The sequence below is a fragment of the Pseudarthrobacter sp. alpha12b genome, from assembly GCF_054130495.1.
In genome coordinates, this window is the sequence record NZ_CP196746.1 from 1682236 (window position 1) to 1697893 (window position 15658).

The window sequence follows — 15658 nt, forward strand, 5'->3', positions numbered from 1 at the left end:
TCACAGGGCCTTGCGGTTGCCGTCGGGCTACTGTTCCCTGGTGACCCTTCGAAGGTCTTCCTCCGCGATGGCCAGCAGGCTCTCGAGCTGGCGCACCCTGTCATCGCTGACGTCGCCGGTCTTCCGTCCGGCACGCGCGCGGTCCAGCAGCCGCACTGCTTCCTTATGGTTGGCCTTGGCTACGTCCAGGGCGTGCTCGAGGGTGGTTTCGTGCTGAAGTGTCGATTCGTTGTCCATGCCACCAGTGTGGTCCGGTTTCCCGGCTGATTCCAGAGAATCAGCCGGGAATTCGCAGGGCGCGGCAGATCGGGTCAGACGGCGATCGCGGCCAGGGCGGCAGCGCTTTCCTTGGCGGGGAACGACGGCGGGTTCACGCCTGCCATCTCCTCCATGACGCGGACCACCTGGCAGCTGTAACCGAACTCGTTGTCGTACCAGACGTAGAGGACCAGGTTCTTGTCCGTGGACACCGTGGCCAGGCCGTCCACGATGCCGGCGCGGCGGGATCCGACGAAGTCGGTGGAGACAACCTCGGGCGAGTCGATGTAGTCGATCTGCTTGCGCAGGTCCGAGTGCAGCGACATTTCGCGCAGGTAGTTGTTGACCTCGTCCTTGGTGGTGCCGTTTTCGAGGGTGAGGTTCAGGATGGCCAGCGACACGTCCGGGGTGGGGACGCGGATGGAGCTACCGGTGAGCTTGCCCAGGAGCTCGGGCAGGGCCTTGGCCACTGCCTTGGCGGCACCGGTTTCGGTGATGACCATGTTCAGCGCCGCGGAGCGGCCGCGGCGGTCACCCTTGTGGAAGTTGTCGATCAGGTTCTGGTCATTGGTGAAGGAGTGGACGGTTTCCACGTGGCCGTGCACCACGCCGAACTTGTCGTTGATGGCCTTCAGGACCGGAGTGATGGCGTTGGTGGTGCAGGACGCCGCGGAAACGATCTTGTCCGAGTCGGTGATGTCCCCGTGGTTGATGCCGTGCACGATGTTCTTCAGCTCGCCCTTGCCCGGTGCGGTCAGCAGGACCCGGGCGACACCCTTGCTCTGTAGGTGCTGCGCGAGTCCCTCGGCGTCGCGCCAGCGGCCGGTGTTGTCCACCACGAGGGCGTTGTTGATGCCGTAGGCGGTGTAGTCGATGGTGGCGGGGTCGTTCGAGTAAATGACCTGGATCTGGACGCCGTTGGCCGTAATCGTGTTGGCGTCCTCGTCGATCCGGATGGTGCCCTCGAAGGACCCGTGGACGGAATCGCGGCGCAGCAGGCTGGCGCGCTTGGAGAGGTCGTTGTCGGACCCGCGGCGCACCACGATGGCGCGCAGGCGCAGTCCGTGGCCGCCGCCGGCCTTTTCGATGAGGATGCGTGCCAGGAGCCGGCCGATGCGGCCAAAGCCATAGAGCACGACGTCGGTGCTGGTGCGGTCATCGCCGCCCCGCTTGCCAACGATCTCGGCGAGCTCAGCGCGGAGGAATTCCTCCAGGGTGGCGCCGTTGCCTTCTTCCTTGAACTTCTGGTTCAGGCGGGCAATGTCGATCGCAGCGGCGCCCAGCTCGAGGTTGGCCAGCGTGTTCAGCAGTGGCGCGGTGTCCTCCAGGAGCAGCTCGTCCTTGCTCATCCGGCGCGCAAAGCGGTGCGCCTTGAGGATGTTCATGGTGGACTTGTTGATCAGGCTCCGCCCGTGGATGCTGGTCACCACGTTGTTTTCGCGGTACAGCCTGCCGATCACCGGGATCATGGCCTCGGCCAGGGCCTCCCGGCCCATCCACGTATCAAGACAAGAATCAGACGTCTGGCTCACAGAAATACCTTCCTCGGTTCAGCCGTGTACGTCGTCGTACACAGATGTAGGCCACCTGATGATGTCCAGGGGCACCGGCGCCTGCAGGGATGGCCCCCAGGCGCCTGGATCGCGTGCAAAGAAAAACCGCCGGCTGCGAACGCAACTTTCGGCGGTAGAACTCCTGCGTCCGGGATCCATTCTAATTTGGCCCGCCGCAGGGAACACGCTTGCGCTGCGTGAAATCACTCACACACGTCAGTTGTGGAGCGCGGAGTACAGGTTCAGGCTGGCGGAAAACACCAGCCAGGAAAAGTACGGCAGCACCAGGTATCCGGCGGTCGCATCCACCGGCCCGAATCTCAGGATCAGGAACGCCAGGGTCGCGGTGAGGGCGCAGATGACCGCGAATGCAGCCCAGAGGGCCACCGCTCCAAGCATGGGGTACAAGGCGAAGAAGGTCACCGGCCATGCGGTGTTAAGCAGCAGTTGGACCACATAGCCGGCAAGGGTGACCCCGGACAGGCGGCCTTTGCGCCAGACCAGCCAGGCGGCTGCTGCCACGCCTGCGTACAGCAGCATCCAGGTGGTCCGGAACATCCACGACGGCGGCATCCACGGCGCTTTCAACGAGCCTGCGTACCAGCCGTTGGAGTTAAGGATGATCGGAACAGAGGAGAGTACCCAGGCCAAGGCGGAGAGAGCCAGGAAACCCGCGAGCGCAATGCCCTGTGAACGGATGCCGGGAAGGCCCGCTGCGGGTGAGGGACGGGGATCATAAATTACGGGCACGGTTCAGGATCCCCGACGCATCTCCCGTGGTCAAACGCGGTTTGAGGATGGGACAGCCGATACGCCGGGTTCTGTTCTCCCCTGCCGTTACCGGAAAGGGAGCGACGGCCATCCATCTACGAGTACCGTTGCCGGCACCCTCCAGCGGCCTACCCGGACACTCGGGCGGGCAGCCCTCAAACGTGTCCTGTCTGGCCTTGCTCCGGGTGGGGTTTACCTAGCCTTCCCGGTCACCCGGGAAGCTGGTGGTCTCTTACACCACCGTTTCACCCTTACCTGTCTTCCGGCCGGAGCCGGAAAGGCAGGCGGTCTGTTTTCTGTGGCACTGGCCTGCGGGTTACCCCGAGTGGGCGTTACCCACCACCCTGCCCTGCGGAGCCCGGACGTTCCTCGAGCCACTTGCGTGGCGCGCGGCCGTCTGGCTGTCCCATCCGCGTCCCAGTCTACCGGCGCCGTCGCCCGCTTTTGTCGCCGGTAGGATCGGACGGTGCTGATTCTGCTTCCCCCTTCCGAAGGCAAGACGCCCGCGCTCCGCGGGCCCGCCGTCGACTGGCCCTCCCTGAGCTTCCCGGAACTCAACCCGTACCGCGCCAAGATCCTTGAGGCACTGGGAACGGTCAGTGCACACCAGGATGCCCTCGCCCTGCTGGGCGTGGGCGCATCACTGCAAGGCGACGTCGAACGCAATACCCGCCTGCACGCCGAGCCCGCGGCGCCGGCGCACAGCATCTACTCGGGGGTCCTGTATGACGCGTTGGGGTACCGGAGCCTCACACCCGCCCAGCGGCGCAAGGCGGATGCGTCAGTCCTGGTGGTCTCGGCGCTGTGGGGAGCCCTTCGCTTTGGCGACAGCGTCCCCGCCTACCGGCTGTCCATGGGCACGGCATTGCCCGGCGTCGGGCGGCTGGCTCCGTTCTGGAAGGCCCAGCTTGGCGACACTTTGGGCGCCGCGGCCCAGGGGCACCTCCTGGTCGACTGCCGGTCCAGCACCTATGCTGCCGCGTGGGCACCGCCGCCGGAACAAACCGTCGCCGTGAACGTCTTCACCGAGAGCGGCGGAGTGCGCAAGGTGGTGAGCCACTTCGCCAAACACACCCGCGGCGAACTGGCACGGCACCTGCTGGTGCGCCGCGGAAAAGCCCCGGCCTCGGCGTCGGACCTTCTGAAGGCTGCACGTGAAAAGTGGGAGGCCGAACTGGTGCCGGGTACGGCCCGCAAGCCGCACGCGCTGAACATCATCCTGCCGGGCTGATCCAGCCGGCCGGTTTATTGCAGCAGGTCAGGACCATTCGTCGGAACGGACCAGGATGGCGCCGGAGTCCGGGCAGAAAACGATGTCATCGGCAGCAGCTGCCTTGATCTCGGCGAGGTCGCCGGGGCTGAGCTTCATTCCGGAGGCTTCCGAGGTGCCGTGGAAGAGCCGCGCCGCACCCACTCCACGCTTGGCCAATGTCTTTTCGTAGACCGACACCAGGCCGGCATCCAGGCCTTCGGCAAATGCGGCGCGCTGGGTACGGACCCCTGCCGCCTCCGTTTCCACTTCCGCCAGGGCCGCATCCAGCTCGGCCCTGATGGTTCCAAAGGAACCCTGGATGTCATCGACAATCTGCTGTTGGGCCGCCTGCCGCTCCCGCAGCGAGTCCAGCCGCTCCATGACCTCCAGCTCGGCGTCCTCAAGGTCGGAGCGCCGCTTGTTCAACGAAGCGATGTCTTTTTGCAGTGCCATCAGGTCCTTGGACAGGCCGGTGCCGCTGTTGAGCCTGGCTTCGTCGCGTTCAATCCGGGTAGCAACCTGTTCGACGTCGGCCTCCGCCCTCTTGAGCGCGGCCTCGGCGTCGTGCACGGCCACCTTGGCCGCGCCCAGTTCGCCGTTGGCCACGGACAGGGCGGCCTCAAGGTCCTTGATGCGGGGATCGTTTTCCAGCGTGCGGCGGCGGTTGGTGAGGCCCTTCAGCCTGGCGTCCAGGCCCTGCAGTTCGAGCAACTTCAACTGTTCCGCCGGTGCTGCCTTGGCCACATTTACCTCCGCTAGATCCCTTCCGGCCGGGGCCGGGCACCGAACCGGCGCTTCCTAGACTCTAGCCCGGAGTGAGGATGAAGTCCCACGGATCGCTGTTGGTGGTGCTGACCAGGATCTCCACATCGTGGCCCTGGTCCGCCAGGACGTTGCCCAGGGCAGCGGCGGCGGCAGGCAGCCAGAGCCATTCGCTGGCGAAGTGGGAAACGTCCACCAGGTAGGGCCGTCCGTTGAGCGCGGCCTCGCGGGCCTCCGACGCCGGGTGGTGGCGGAGGTCGGCGGTCACGTAGACGTCCGCGTTGCTGGCCCGGACTTCGTTGAACAGCGAATCCCCGGCGCCGCCGCAGACTGCGATGCGCCGCACCAGCCCGTCCTTGTCGCCGGAGACGCGCACACCCCCCGCGACGGACGGAAGAATCCCGAAGACCCGCGCAGCGAAGTCGCCCAGGCTCATGGCATCCGCGAGGTCGCCAACGCGCCCAATCCCTTCCTCCGGCAGCCCGTTGGCCGCCACGGTGAGGGGGGCAACGTCCTGGAGGCCCAGGGCATCGGCCAGGACATCGGAGACACCTCCGACGGCGGAGTCCCCGTTGGTGTGCACGGTCAGCAGTGCCGTCCCCGACTCGATGAGCCGGTGGACTGCGCGGCCTTTCGCCGACGTGGCAGCGACCGATGTGACGCCCTTGAGCAGCAGGGGGTGGTGGGTGATGAGCAGCTCCGCTCCCCATTCGACGGCTTCCTCAATGACTTCCAAGGTGGGATCGACCGCAAACATCACCTTGGTGATGGGGGCGGAGGGGTGGCCTGCCACCAGCCCTACCTCGTCCCAGTTCTCCGCCAGGGATTCCGGCCACAGCTCCTCAACCGCAAGGAGCAGTTCAGCCAGCGTGGGGGCGTCCGCGGAACCGGCCGCAGCCGGCGTGTCGGAGGAGGCGTCGCCGTCGTGATCTGCCTGGCCGGTAACGTCGGTGTCCACAGGTTCCATAGTCTTAGTTTTACCCCATTGGCTACCAGCCGCCGCAGTTTGCGGCACTGCGCCGGGGTGCCGGGGAATCTTCCGGCGCCGTCAACCATTGAAGAGGTCATGAAAACTTTTGTTCTTGGCGGAGGGTGCTTCTGGTGCCTTGACGCCGTCTACCAGAAGACCAGGGGCGTCACTTCGGTGGTGTCCGGCTACACCGGCGGCCACGATCCGCACCCGGATTATTACTCGGTCTGCAGTGGAACCACCGGCCACGCCGAAGTTGTGGCGGTGACCTTCGATGAGGACGTCATCCCGGCGGAGGTAGTCCTGGACATGTTCTTCGCCCTGCATGACCCCACCACGCTGAACCGGCAGGGCTACGACGTGGGGACCCAGTACCGCTCCTCGATGTTCTACGAGACCACCGAAGAAAAGATCCTGTTCGAGGAAGCGATCGACCGCAACCAGGCGCTGTGGCAGCATCCCATTGTCACCGAGGTCAGCCGCCTGCCGAGGTTCCATGTGGCGGAGGAATTCCACCAGGATTACTACGCCAAACACCCGGAGCAGGGGTACTGCCAGGTGATCATCAACCCCAAGCTGGCCAAGGCCCGGAAATATTACTCTGCATGGCTTAACGCTTAGCCACCGTTACGCGGCCTCGTTAGGCTGACCTCAGTATCCACCCCTTAGAGATAGGCGTATGTACATGGCACGGATCTATGACGATGTAACGCAGCTGGTCGGCGGGACCCCGCTGGTTCGGTTGAACCGGCTCAGCGAGGGGCTGGACGCCACCGTTGCCGTGAAGCTGGAGTTCTACAACCCGGCCAACAGCGTCAAGGACCGCATCGGTGTTGCCATCATCGACGCCGCGGAAAAGTCGGGCGCCCTGAAGCCCGGCGGCACCATCGTTGAAGGAACCTCCGGCAACACGGGCATCGCCCTGGCCATGGTGGGTGCCGCGCGCGGGTACAAGGTCATCCTCACCATGCCCGAGACCATGTCCACCGAGCGCCGGGTCATGCTGCGCGCCTTCGGTGCCGAGATTGTGCTGACCCCGGGCTCGGAGGGCATGCGCGGGGCCGTGGAGAAGGCCCAGGAAATCGTGGCCAACACCGAAAACTCCATCTGGGCGCAGCAGTTCGCCAACGAAGCCAACCCGGAGATCCACCGCAAGACCACGGCCGAGGAAGTCTGGGCCGACACCGACGGTGCCGTGGACATCTTCGTCGCAGGCATCGGCACCGGCGGAACCATCACCGGCGTCGGACAGGTCCTGAAGGAGCGCAAGCCCGGCGTGCAGATCGTGGCCGTCGAACCCAAGGATTCCCCCATCCTCAACGGCGGCGCCCCCGGCCCGCACAAAATCCAGGGCCTGGGCGCCAACTTCATCCCGGAGCTGCTGGACACCAACGTCTACGACGAAGTCATCGACGCCACCCTCGAGGACTCAGTCCGCGTGGCCCGCGACCTCGGCATCAAGGAAGGCATCCTTGGCGGCATCTCCTCCGGAGCGATCGTCTGGGCCGCACTGGAACTGGCCAAGCGCCCGGAAAATGCCGGCAAGCTGATCGTGGCGGTCGTGTGCGACTTCGGCGAGCGTTACATCTCCACCGTGCTCTATGACGACATCCGCGGCTGATCAGTCCGCCGTCCGCCCGTTTCCTGTAGAAAGAACTTTGTGGGCTTTTTCGCAAGACTAAAGGAAGACCTCGATGCCGCCCGGTCCCACGACCCGGCGGCTCGAGGTTCTTTTGAGAACTTTTTCGCCTACTCCGGCCTGCATGCCATCTGGATCCACCGGCTGACGCACCGCATGTGGCAGAAACCGGAGCTCCGTTTTCCTGCCCGGCTGTTGTCGCAGCTGGGCAGGTCCTGGACCGGTATCGAGATCCACCCCGGTGCCACCATCGGCCGGCGGTTCTTCATCGACCACGGCATGGGGGTGGTGATCGGTGAGACAGCCGAGATCGGCGAGGACGTGATGATCTATCACGGCGTGACGCTGGGCGGCCGCTCACTGGCCAGGATCAAACGACACCCCACCATCGGCGACCGCGTGACCATCGGTGCGGGCGCCAAAATCCTGGGGCCGATCACCATCGGCAGGGACAGCGCCGTGGGGGCCAACGCCGTGGTGGTCAAGGACGCACCGCCGGAGTCGATTGTTACCGGGGTTCCCGCCAAGTGGCGGCACCGCGATGCGCAGCGGGAAACCAAGCCCGCGGTGGATCCGGCCGAATACGACATCGAGTACCGGATTTGATGGCTTAGCGGGTACAGCAAAAGGCGGGCAGGTCCCCGGGTCACCGGGAACCTGCCCGCCTTTGTTGCGCGGCAGAAGGCGCTAGTGCGTGTCCACCGCTTCAACCTCGGACTTGTCCTCGCCCCAGAGGGTGTGGAAGGTCCCTTCCGTGTCGATGCGTCCGTAGGTGTGTGCGCCGAACAGGTCGCGCTGGCCCTGGATCAGGGCGGCGGCCACGCGCTTGCGGCGCAGGCCGTCGTAGTATGCCAGCGATGAAGAGAACACCGGCACCGGGATGCCGAGCTGGACGGCGGTGGCGACAACGCGGCGCCAGGCCGGGAGGGCGTCCGCAATGGCCTTGGTGAACGCCGGGGCGAACAGCAGGTTGGCGGGCTTTTCGTCGGCGGCGTAGGCCTTGGTGATGTCCTTGAGGAGTTCTGCGCGGATGATGCAGCCTGCGCGCCACAGGGAGGCGATTTCGTCCAGCTTCAGGTCCCAGCCGTATTCCTTGGCTGCGGAGGTGAGCATGTCCAGGCCCTGGGCGTAGGAGACCAGCTTGGAGGCGTAGAGCGCCTGGCGGACATCTTCAACGAACGTCTCCGGGATTTCCACCGTGGCCTCGTTGCCGGCCAGCAGTTCCTGGCCCAGCTTGCGCTGTGCGGCCTGGGAGGACAGTGCGCGCGCGAAAACGGACTCCGCGATGCCGGAGACCGGCGAACCCAGTTCCAGTGCCGAAATGACCGTCCAGCGGCCCGTGCCCTTCTGGCCGGCAGCGTCAACGACGACGTCGACAAACGGCTTGCCGGTCTTGGCGTCAACGTGGCCCAGGACCTCGGCCGAGATCTCGATCAGGAAGGAGGACAGATCACCCTTGTTCCACTCGGAGAAGATCTTTGCCTGTTCGGCGGGCTCGATGCCGGCACCGGAGCGGAGCAGGTCGAAGGCCTCGCCGATGACCTGCATGTCGGCGTATTCGATGCCGTTGTGGACCATCTTGACGAAGTGTCCCGCACCGTCGGTGCCAATCCAGGCGCAGCAGGGCTCGCCGTCGACCTTTGCGGAAATCTTCTCCAGCAGCGGTCCGAGGGCCTTGTAGGACTCCTTGGAGCCGCCGGGCATGATGGACGGGCCGTTCAGGGCACCTTCCTCGCCGCCGGATACCCCGACGCCCACGAAGTGCAGGTCCTTCTTGGCCAGGGCGGCTTCGCGGCGGCGGGTGTCCTCGTAGTGGGAGTTGCCGGCGTCAATGATGATGTCGCCCGGCTCCAGCAGCGGCTCAAGCTGCTCGATCACCGAATCCACTGGCTTGCCGGCCTTGACCATGATGAGCACGCGGCGGGGCTTCTCCAGGGAATCGACCAGTTCCTGCAGGGTTTCCGTCCGGATGAAGTCCCCTTCCGAGCCGTGCTTCTCCAGCAGGGCGTCCGTCTTCTCCACCGACCTGTTGTGCAGGGCAACCGTGAACCCGTTGCGGGCCAGGTTGCGGGCAAGGTTGGCGCCCATGACGGCCAGGCCGGTGACACCGATGTGTGCAGACATCAATAACTCCAATTCATTGTTTGCCTCGGATGCCTGCTTCCGCGGGCGGGAAGACACCGGGGCATATCAGGGGGTCGGAATAAAGCATATATATTCTCGCCGTGACGCGAAAGTAACGGCCACGTAATGGAACTGTTTGTGTCGGTGCCAGTCTAGGACTGCTGCCCCCGGCGTCCTGAGCCGCCGGGGCTGCCAACCGCCCGTTTGCCAGCAATTAGGCTTAGCAGCATGACCAGCAGCCTCCACCACCGTGCCATCGACAATTTGGGCACCCGCATCATCTCGGGACACCTCCCCGCGGGTCACGTCATGCTTGCGGAACAGCTGGAGGATGAACTGAAGGTATCCCGTTCAGTGATCCGGGAAGCGGTGCGGGTCCTTCAGTCCCTGGGCCTGGTGGAAACCACCAAACGGGTGGGCATCCGGGTGTTGCCGGCGAGCCGCTGGAATCCCTTCGATCCGCAGGTGATCCGGTGGCGGCTGGCCAGCGACGCACGCGGCGCCCAGCTGCGCTCCCTTGCCGAACTGCGCGCTGCCGTGGAGCCTGCGGCTGCCGAGTTGGCCGCGCAGAACGCCCCGGCGGCGCTGCGGATGGAACTTGTGGACGTGGCCCGCGCCATGCGGGAGGCCGGCAACAACGGCGAAGTTGCGCGCTTCCTGGAACTGGACATCCGCTTCCATTCGCTGCTGCTCTCGGGGTCCGGAAATGAGATGTTCGCCAACCTGATGGGCCAGGTGGCCGAGACCCTGACAGGCCGTACCGTCCACGGCCTGATGCCGGACCATCCCCATCAGGCCGCCCTGCAGTGGCATGAGGATGTGGCGGAAGCGATCGCACGGAGTGACGCCGTGTCTGCCCGTGAGGCCTCGGACCGGATCATGCGGCGCACCATGTCCCAGATGGCCGATACCTGGACGGAGCAGCCACGGGTGTTCATCCCCGTGCGGCAGTGAGCGTCAGCCGAAGCTGAGGAGGACCTTGCCGGAGGTGGTGGAGTCCTTCGCTACCTCGAACGCCTGCAGGGCATCCTCGAGCGGGAACTCGTGGGTGACGATGGGTGCGACGTGAAGGGTCCCATCCGCGAGGGCGGCGATCACCTCGTCGATCTCCTCGTTGAACCGGAACGAACCTTTGAGGTCGAGTTCGCGGGTGATGGCCAGCGAGATGGGCGCCGGCTGCATGCCCGTGGGCAGGAGCCCCACCATCACCACAGTGCCGCCGCGCACCGCGCCCTGGATCGCGGACGCCAGGCCGTGGTGGTTGCCGGAGGATTCAATGACGACGTCGGCCTCCACGGCGGCGATGGCGGCAGTGTCCGCGGCATTAATCACTTGGTCCGCGCCGACGGCCTTGGCGATGTGCAGCGGTTTGGGATGGAGGTCGACTGCGGTGATGCGGGCGGCGCCGGCGCGCTTGAGGACGGCGACGGCGAGGGCCCCGATGGGTCCGGAACCGACCACCAGCGCGGTTTTTCCGCAGACGTCACCGGCCCGGGACACTGCGTGCCAGGCGACGCTGGCAGGCTCGATGAGGGCCGCGGTGCGCAGCTCCAGGCTCTCCGGCAGGGCACGCAGCATCCGCACGGGCAGCGTGACGTACCTGCTGAAGGCGCCGTCGGTGTGCGGGTAGCGGGCAGCGCTGCCCAGGTAGGTGCAGCCCGGCGACAGGTTGGGCCGGTCCGCAGGGTACCGGGCCGCGCCCGGGCCTGGCGTGGCGGGATGGACGGCGACGGCGGTCCCGGCCCTGGGTCCTGCACCGTTGGCTGCCGGACGCACTACCCGCCCGGAGATTTCGTGGCCCAGGACCAGCGGGGCCTTGAGGACGGACTCCCCCGCGGCGCCGTGCAACCAGTAATGCAGGTCCGAGCCGCAGATGCCGCCGTAGGCAACTTCCACCACCGCCTCATCAGGTGCGGGCCGGGGCAGCGGGACTTCGTCGATGCGGAGGTCCCCGGCTGCGTGGGCCACCAGGGCCGGGCCACTGACTGGCAGCTGTTCATGCCCTGCCGTCAGATGGGTATCCAGCGGCATCAGACCACCACCGTCATTCCGCCGTCGATGAAGATTGTTTGGCCGTTCACGAAGTTCGAGCCGTCCGAGGCCAGCCACACCACCGGTCCGGCCAGATCCTCCACCGTCCCCCACCGGTGCGCCGGCGTCCTGCCCAGGATCCAGGAATTAAACTCCTCATCATCCACAAGGTTCTGCGTCATTTCGGTATGGATGTACCCCGGTGCAATGGCGTTGATCTGCAGGCCGGAACCGGCCCACTCCGCAGTCATCGCGCGGGTGAGGTTCCTCAGCCCACCCTTCGCGGCGACGTATGGCGCGATGGTGGGCCTGGCCAGGTCTGCCTGGACCGAGCAGATGTTGATGATCTTCCCCCGCCCGCGGCCGGTCATATGCCGGGCCGCCTCCCGGCCCACCAGGAAAGCGCTGGTCAGGTCCGTGGTGAGGACCCGCTCCCAGTCCACCAGCTCCAGCTCCAGCATCGGCACCCGGTGCTGGATCCCGGCGTTGTTCACCAGGATCTCCAGCGGACCAACGTTCTCCTCGATCCACCTGATACTCCGGGCGGCAGCTTCGTCGTCGGTCACGTCAAAGGCAAGGCTGTGGATCCGGCCGGGTGCGAAGTCCGCCGCCAGCACTGCGGCGGCGTCCTTGAGCCGCTCTTCATTGACACCATTGAGCACCACCGTGGCGCCCGCCTCAGCCAGCGCCCGGGCCAGGGCCAAACCGATGCCCCGGCTCGAACCCGTCACCAGGGCAATCCGGCCGGTCAAATCAAACAAAGCGCTCATGGTGCATCACTTCCTACCGCCGCTGTTACGGCACGCTGGCTGAGGTTGGAGACGGCCTGGCGAACGACGGCGAGGTCCTGGTCGCCGAGGCCCTGGCGTTTTAGTTCCGCGTACAGGTCGAGGGCGGCAGTTGCCATGGGTGTTGCCGCACCCACCACCCCGGCGGCGTCCAGCACAAAGGCAAGGTCCTTGTGCATGAATTTTGCGGGCCCGGTGGGGGTGTAGTCCTTCGACACCAGGCGCGGTCCCACGACGTCCAGGACCCGGCTTCCCGCCAGGCCGCCCTGCAGCACGTCGAACAGTTCCGCCGGGGCCAGCCCGGAACGTTCGGCAAGCTCGGCAGCTTCGGCGAGCGCCGCCGTCGTGGTTCCCACCACCAGTTGGTTGCATGCCTTGGCAAGGGACCCTGTTCCCAGCGGGCCCAGGTGGCGCACGGTGGTGCCCATGCACTGCAGCAGTGGTTCGACACGGCCGAATGCCTGTTCATCCCCGCCGGCCATGATGGCAAGGGTGCCGTCGGCTGCGCCGTTGGTGCCCCCGCTGACCGGTGCGTCCACCACCCGGGCGTTGCCGGCACTGAGCTCAAGGACGCGTTGCCCGAAGTCCTGCACGCCCGTGGGCGAGACACTGCTCATGACCAGCAGGACCGTGTTGGGGGCGGGTGGCTCTTGTTTCCAGCACTCCAGGAGTTCAGCGGCCGCTTCCTCGATGTGCGAAAGGTCGGGAAGCATGAAGATGATGATGGGCAGGCTGCGCAGGTCCGACACCCGCTCCGCGGCCGCTCCGCCCAGCGCCTGCAGGCGGGCGAGAGCGTCATGGGACCGGTTCCAGCCGGTGATGTGCCATCCCTTGGCCATGGCGTGGGCTGCCATCAGTTTTCCCATATGGCCCAGGCCAACAAAGCCCGCCCGATTGTCTTTCATACCCCGCCTCACATCGTCGTGGTCTTCAAAGCTGTTCAATATCCTAGCCTCAATTCAGTATGATGAACGCCATGACGTCTCAAATTACCGTGGCCATCGCCGTCCCGCTCGAAGCCGAGCTGGTAGACCGGATCCGGGCCGTCGCTCCCGCCGTTTCGGTCCTCTACGAACCCGACCTGCTGCCGCCGGAGCGGTTTCCCGCAGACCATGCAGGAGATCCCGGCTTCCAGCGCAGCCCGGAACAGGAGGAGCGCTATTGGCAGATGCTCAACAGCGCCCAAGTGCTTTACGGCTTCCCCAACGAAAGCCCCGTGGGCCTGGCACGTATCGCGGTGGAAAACGAACACCTCCAGTGGATCCATGCCATGGCAGCCGGAGCGGGCGGTGCCGTGAAGGCCGCAGGGCTGGACCCTCAGCTCCTGCAGAAATTCAAGGTCACCACCTCCGCCGGGGTCCACGCCCTGCCCCTGGCGGAATTCGCCGTCATGGGCATTCTCAACGGCTTCAAGCGCACCGCCGAACTGGTGCGCGACCAGCAGGAGAAGGCCTGGCCCGCGCTCCGGACCCCCACCAGGCTGGTGAGCGGATCAAAGCTGGTGGTAACGGGGCTCGGTGAGATCGGCCTTGAGACAGCCCGGCTGGCCGGTGCCCTGGGCATGACCGTCAGCGGGACCAAGAGGACCGTGGAGCCCCTGGACGGCATCGAGGAGGTGGCCGGCAACGAAAGCCTGCCATCCCTCCTCGCCAGTGCCGATGCGGTGGTCAACACCCTTCCGGGTACGCCCTACACGGACAAGCTCTTCAACCGCGACGTCTTCGCGGCAATGAAGCCCGGCACCGTGTTCGTCAATGTGGGACGGGGAACGGTGGTTGACGAGGAGGCGCTCCTCGAAGCCCTGGACAACGGCCAGGTCTCCTACGCATGCCTTGACGTATTCGCGGTGGAACCACTCCCCCTCGAAAGCCCGTTATGGAGCCACCCCAGTGTCCTGGTGTCCCCGCACACCTCCGCCCTGAGCGCCGCCGAGAACAGGCTGATCGCGGAGCGCTTCTGCAGCAACCTGCGCACCTTCCTTGACGGTGGCGAACTGCACCACCTCGTGGACACCATCCACTTCTACTGACACGTCACTGCTACGGCAAACTGCCCGGCCGGTTGAACCGGCCGGGCACTTTTGTGGGGTAGCTAGCTGGCGTCCTCTACCAGCACGAGGTCCCGCCCGCGTGTTTCAGGGGTGAAGAAGGTGGTGATGAACGAGATCAGCGCCAGGACCAGCGAGTAGAACGCGGGAACCAGCCAGGAGTGGTTGGTGGCAGCCAGGAGCGCAACGCCGATCATGGGAGCGAATCCGCCGGCGAGGACCGCCGAGATTTCGCGGCTCAGCGCCACACCGGTGAAGCGATGCTGGGAACCGAACAGCTCCGGCAGCAGCGCACATTGCGGACCAAGCATGGCCTGCACACCCAGGGCGATGCCCACCACCATGACCACCCAGACAAGCGCGACGTTGCCCAGGGTCACCAGGTAGAAAGCCGGAAGTGCGATGACGGTCTGGAACAGGGCTCCGTAGCGGTACACGGGAACGCGGCCATAGCGGTCGGAAAGAGCACCAAAGGTGACCACCATGAAGGCGGCGAATCCAGCGGCGATCAGCAATCCGGTGGGACCAATGAATTTGTCACCCGCGAAGACCCCGGCAGGCATGCTGATGAAGGAAACCAGCAGCGCCGAGTAGATCGAGGAGTTGCCGTTTTCGCCCATGCGCAGGCCAATACCCACAAGGACGCTCTTCTTGGAATGCTTCCAAATCTGGCCAACAGGGTTTTTTGCCACTGCCTTGTGCTTTTCCAGCTCCTGGAAGACAGGAGTCTCTTTGAGGCGAAGGCGGATGAACACTGCGATGGCGATCAGGATGAAGCTGGCCAGGAACGGTACCCGCCACAGCCAGCCCTGCAGGACTGATCTGTCAGCCAAGGCCATCAGCGCGAAGGTTCCCGCACCCAGCAGGGTGCCCAGCTGGATCCCGACGAAAGGAAGGGAGGCGAAGAAACCACGACGGCGGCGCGGGGCGACTTCGGAGATGAGCGTTGTTGCACCTGCCTGCTCGGCCCCGGCACCGAGGCCCTGGATGATGCGAAGGGTAACAAGGAGGACCGCCCCGAGCATCCCGGCCTGTTCGAAGGTGGGAAGGAGCCCGATCGCGAAGCTGGCCATGCCCATCAGGCCGATGGTGAGGATCAGGACCATTTTGCGGCCGAACCTGTCACCGATGTAGCCGAAGACGATGCCGCCGAACGGCCGGGCTGCAAACCCCACTCCGTAAGTGGCAAAGGAGGCGATCACAGCCCCGCTCTCGCCGAGCGGCGCAAAGAAGAGCGGTCCGAAGATCAGTGCGGAAGCAAGGCCGTAGATATAGAAGTCGTAATACTCCAGTGCCGAACCTACGGAACTTGCAAGAGTTGCCCTTCGCAGCTGGTCCGCATCGACGGCGGCACCTTCAGCGATGTGCGGTGCATTAGTACGAGTTGTCACAAGAACTCCCTCATCACACGCCAGGCCCCCGTTGGCCTGGTGGGTCAGCGACAGCACCAAACAATGCTGATC

At 65.4% G+C, this 15658-nt stretch carries 16 protein-coding genes and 1 other RNA gene; 6 read left to right on the plus strand and 11 right to left on the minus strand.

The genetic code is table 11. The features are described from left to right. Nucleotides 1-27: 27 nt before the first annotated feature. The 4 genes from ACTAQI_RS07645 to rnpB form a co-directional block, all read right to left on the minus strand. Nucleotides 28-237 (minus strand): hypothetical protein, encoded by a 210-nt coding sequence (locus ACTAQI_RS07645; protein WP_457950444.1) that lies wholly within the window; start codon nucleotides 235-237, stop codon nucleotides 28-30. Between the two features lie 74 nt (nucleotides 238-311). Next, the gene (locus ACTAQI_RS07650) at nucleotides 312-1790 is read right to left on the minus strand and encodes a glyceraldehyde-3-phosphate dehydrogenase (protein ID WP_457950445.1); all 1479 of its coding nucleotides are present in this window, start codon (nucleotides 1788-1790) and stop codon (nucleotides 312-314) included. Nucleotides 1791-2027: 237 nt separating this feature from the next. After that, nucleotides 2028-2561, minus strand: coding sequence for a TspO/MBR family protein (locus ACTAQI_RS07655; RefSeq protein ID WP_457950446.1), 534 nt, complete (start codon nucleotides 2559-2561; stop codon nucleotides 2028-2030). Nucleotides 2562-2605: 44 nt separating this feature from the next. Continuing rightward, nucleotides 2606-2991, minus strand: an RNA gene (gene rnpB / locus ACTAQI_RS07660) — RNase P RNA component class A. Nucleotides 2992-3048: 57 nt separating this feature from the next. On the opposite strand from rnpB, the gene ACTAQI_RS07665 reads away from it, so the two are divergent. After that, complete coding sequence (locus ACTAQI_RS07665; protein WP_457950447.1) at nucleotides 3049-3813, plus strand: YaaA family protein; 765 nt, start codon at nucleotides 3049-3051, stop codon at nucleotides 3811-3813. Nucleotides 3814-3840: 27 nt separating this feature from the next. On the opposite strand, the gene ACTAQI_RS07670 is transcribed toward ACTAQI_RS07665, so the two are convergent. Together ACTAQI_RS07670 and ACTAQI_RS07675 are read right to left on the minus strand one after the other, a co-directional pair. Beyond that, nucleotides 3841-4578: a zinc ribbon domain-containing protein gene (locus ACTAQI_RS07670; RefSeq protein WP_457950448.1), complete on the minus strand. Its 738-nt coding sequence runs from the start codon at nucleotides 4576-4578 to the stop codon at nucleotides 3841-3843. Nucleotides 4579-4639: 61 nt separating this feature from the next. Continuing rightward, nucleotides 4640-5563, minus strand: coding sequence for a Nif3-like dinuclear metal center hexameric protein (locus ACTAQI_RS07675; protein WP_457950449.1), 924 nt, complete (start codon nucleotides 5561-5563; stop codon nucleotides 4640-4642). A 99-nt stretch (nucleotides 5564-5662) separates the two neighbouring features. Between ACTAQI_RS07675 and msrA the strand changes: the two genes are divergently transcribed. The 3 genes from msrA (at nucleotide 5663) to epsC (ending at nucleotide 7811) form a co-directional block, all read left to right on the plus strand. Then, nucleotides 5663-6187 carry a peptide-methionine (S)-S-oxide reductase MsrA gene (gene msrA, locus ACTAQI_RS07680; protein WP_457950450.1) on the plus strand — a complete coding sequence of 175 codons (525 nt, stop codon included), beginning with the start codon at nucleotides 5663-5665 and terminating at the stop codon, nucleotides 6185-6187. Between the two features lie 64 nt (nucleotides 6188-6251). After that, nucleotides 6252-7187 (plus strand): cysteine synthase A, encoded by a 936-nt coding sequence (gene cysK / locus ACTAQI_RS07685; protein WP_159631762.1) that lies wholly within the window; start codon nucleotides 6252-6254, stop codon nucleotides 7185-7187. Between the two features lie 39 nt (nucleotides 7188-7226). Continuing rightward, nucleotides 7227-7811 (plus strand): serine O-acetyltransferase EpsC, encoded by a 585-nt coding sequence (gene epsC, locus ACTAQI_RS07690; protein WP_457950451.1) that lies wholly within the window; start codon nucleotides 7227-7229, stop codon nucleotides 7809-7811. Between the two features lie 81 nt (nucleotides 7812-7892). Here epsC and gndA read toward each other — a convergent pair whose 3' ends face one another. Next, nucleotides 7893-9329, minus strand: a complete 1437-nt coding sequence (gene gndA, locus ACTAQI_RS07695; RefSeq protein WP_457950452.1) for an NADP-dependent phosphogluconate dehydrogenase — start codon at nucleotides 9327-9329, stop codon at nucleotides 7893-7895. 228 nt (nucleotides 9330-9557) lie between these two features. On the opposite strand from gndA, the gene ACTAQI_RS07700 reads away from it, so the two are divergent. Next, nucleotides 9558-10283 carry a FadR/GntR family transcriptional regulator gene (locus tag ACTAQI_RS07700; protein WP_457950453.1) on the plus strand — a complete coding sequence of 242 codons (726 nt, stop codon included), beginning with the start codon at nucleotides 9558-9560 and terminating at the stop codon, nucleotides 10281-10283. Between the two features lie 3 nt (nucleotides 10284-10286). Here ACTAQI_RS07700 and ACTAQI_RS07705 read toward each other — a convergent pair whose 3' ends face one another. The 3 genes from ACTAQI_RS07705 to ACTAQI_RS07715 are packed head-to-tail and all read right to left on the minus strand — an operon-like array spanning nucleotide 10287 to nucleotide 13053. Further along, the gene (locus ACTAQI_RS07705; protein WP_457950454.1) at nucleotides 10287-11360 is read right to left on the minus strand and encodes an L-idonate 5-dehydrogenase; all 1074 of its coding nucleotides are present in this window, start codon (nucleotides 11358-11360) and stop codon (nucleotides 10287-10289) included. Beyond that, nucleotides 11360-12130: an SDR family oxidoreductase gene (locus ACTAQI_RS07710; protein ID WP_457950455.1), complete on the minus strand. Its 771-nt coding sequence runs from the start codon at nucleotides 12128-12130 to the stop codon at nucleotides 11360-11362. Before ACTAQI_RS07710 ends, ACTAQI_RS07705 begins: the two co-directional genes overlap by 1 nt. After that, nucleotides 12127-13053 (minus strand): NAD(P)-dependent oxidoreductase, encoded by a 927-nt coding sequence (locus tag ACTAQI_RS07715; RefSeq protein WP_457950456.1) that lies wholly within the window; start codon nucleotides 13051-13053, stop codon nucleotides 12127-12129. The genes ACTAQI_RS07710 and ACTAQI_RS07715 overlap by 4 nt, the downstream gene beginning before the upstream one ends. A 59-nt stretch (nucleotides 13054-13112) precedes the next feature. Here ACTAQI_RS07715 and ACTAQI_RS07720 point away from each other — a divergent pair, with 59 nt between their 5' ends. Beyond that, a complete protein-coding gene (locus ACTAQI_RS07720) occupies nucleotides 13113-14177 on the plus strand; it encodes a D-2-hydroxyacid dehydrogenase (protein ID WP_457950457.1) in 1065 nt (354 codons plus the stop codon). A gap of 62 nt (nucleotides 14178-14239) precedes the next feature. Here ACTAQI_RS07720 and ACTAQI_RS07725 read toward each other — a convergent pair whose 3' ends face one another. After that, complete coding sequence (locus ACTAQI_RS07725) at nucleotides 14240-15586, minus strand: MFS transporter (RefSeq protein WP_457950458.1); 1347 nt, start codon at nucleotides 15584-15586, stop codon at nucleotides 14240-14242. Nucleotides 15587-15658: the final 72 nt, after the last annotated feature.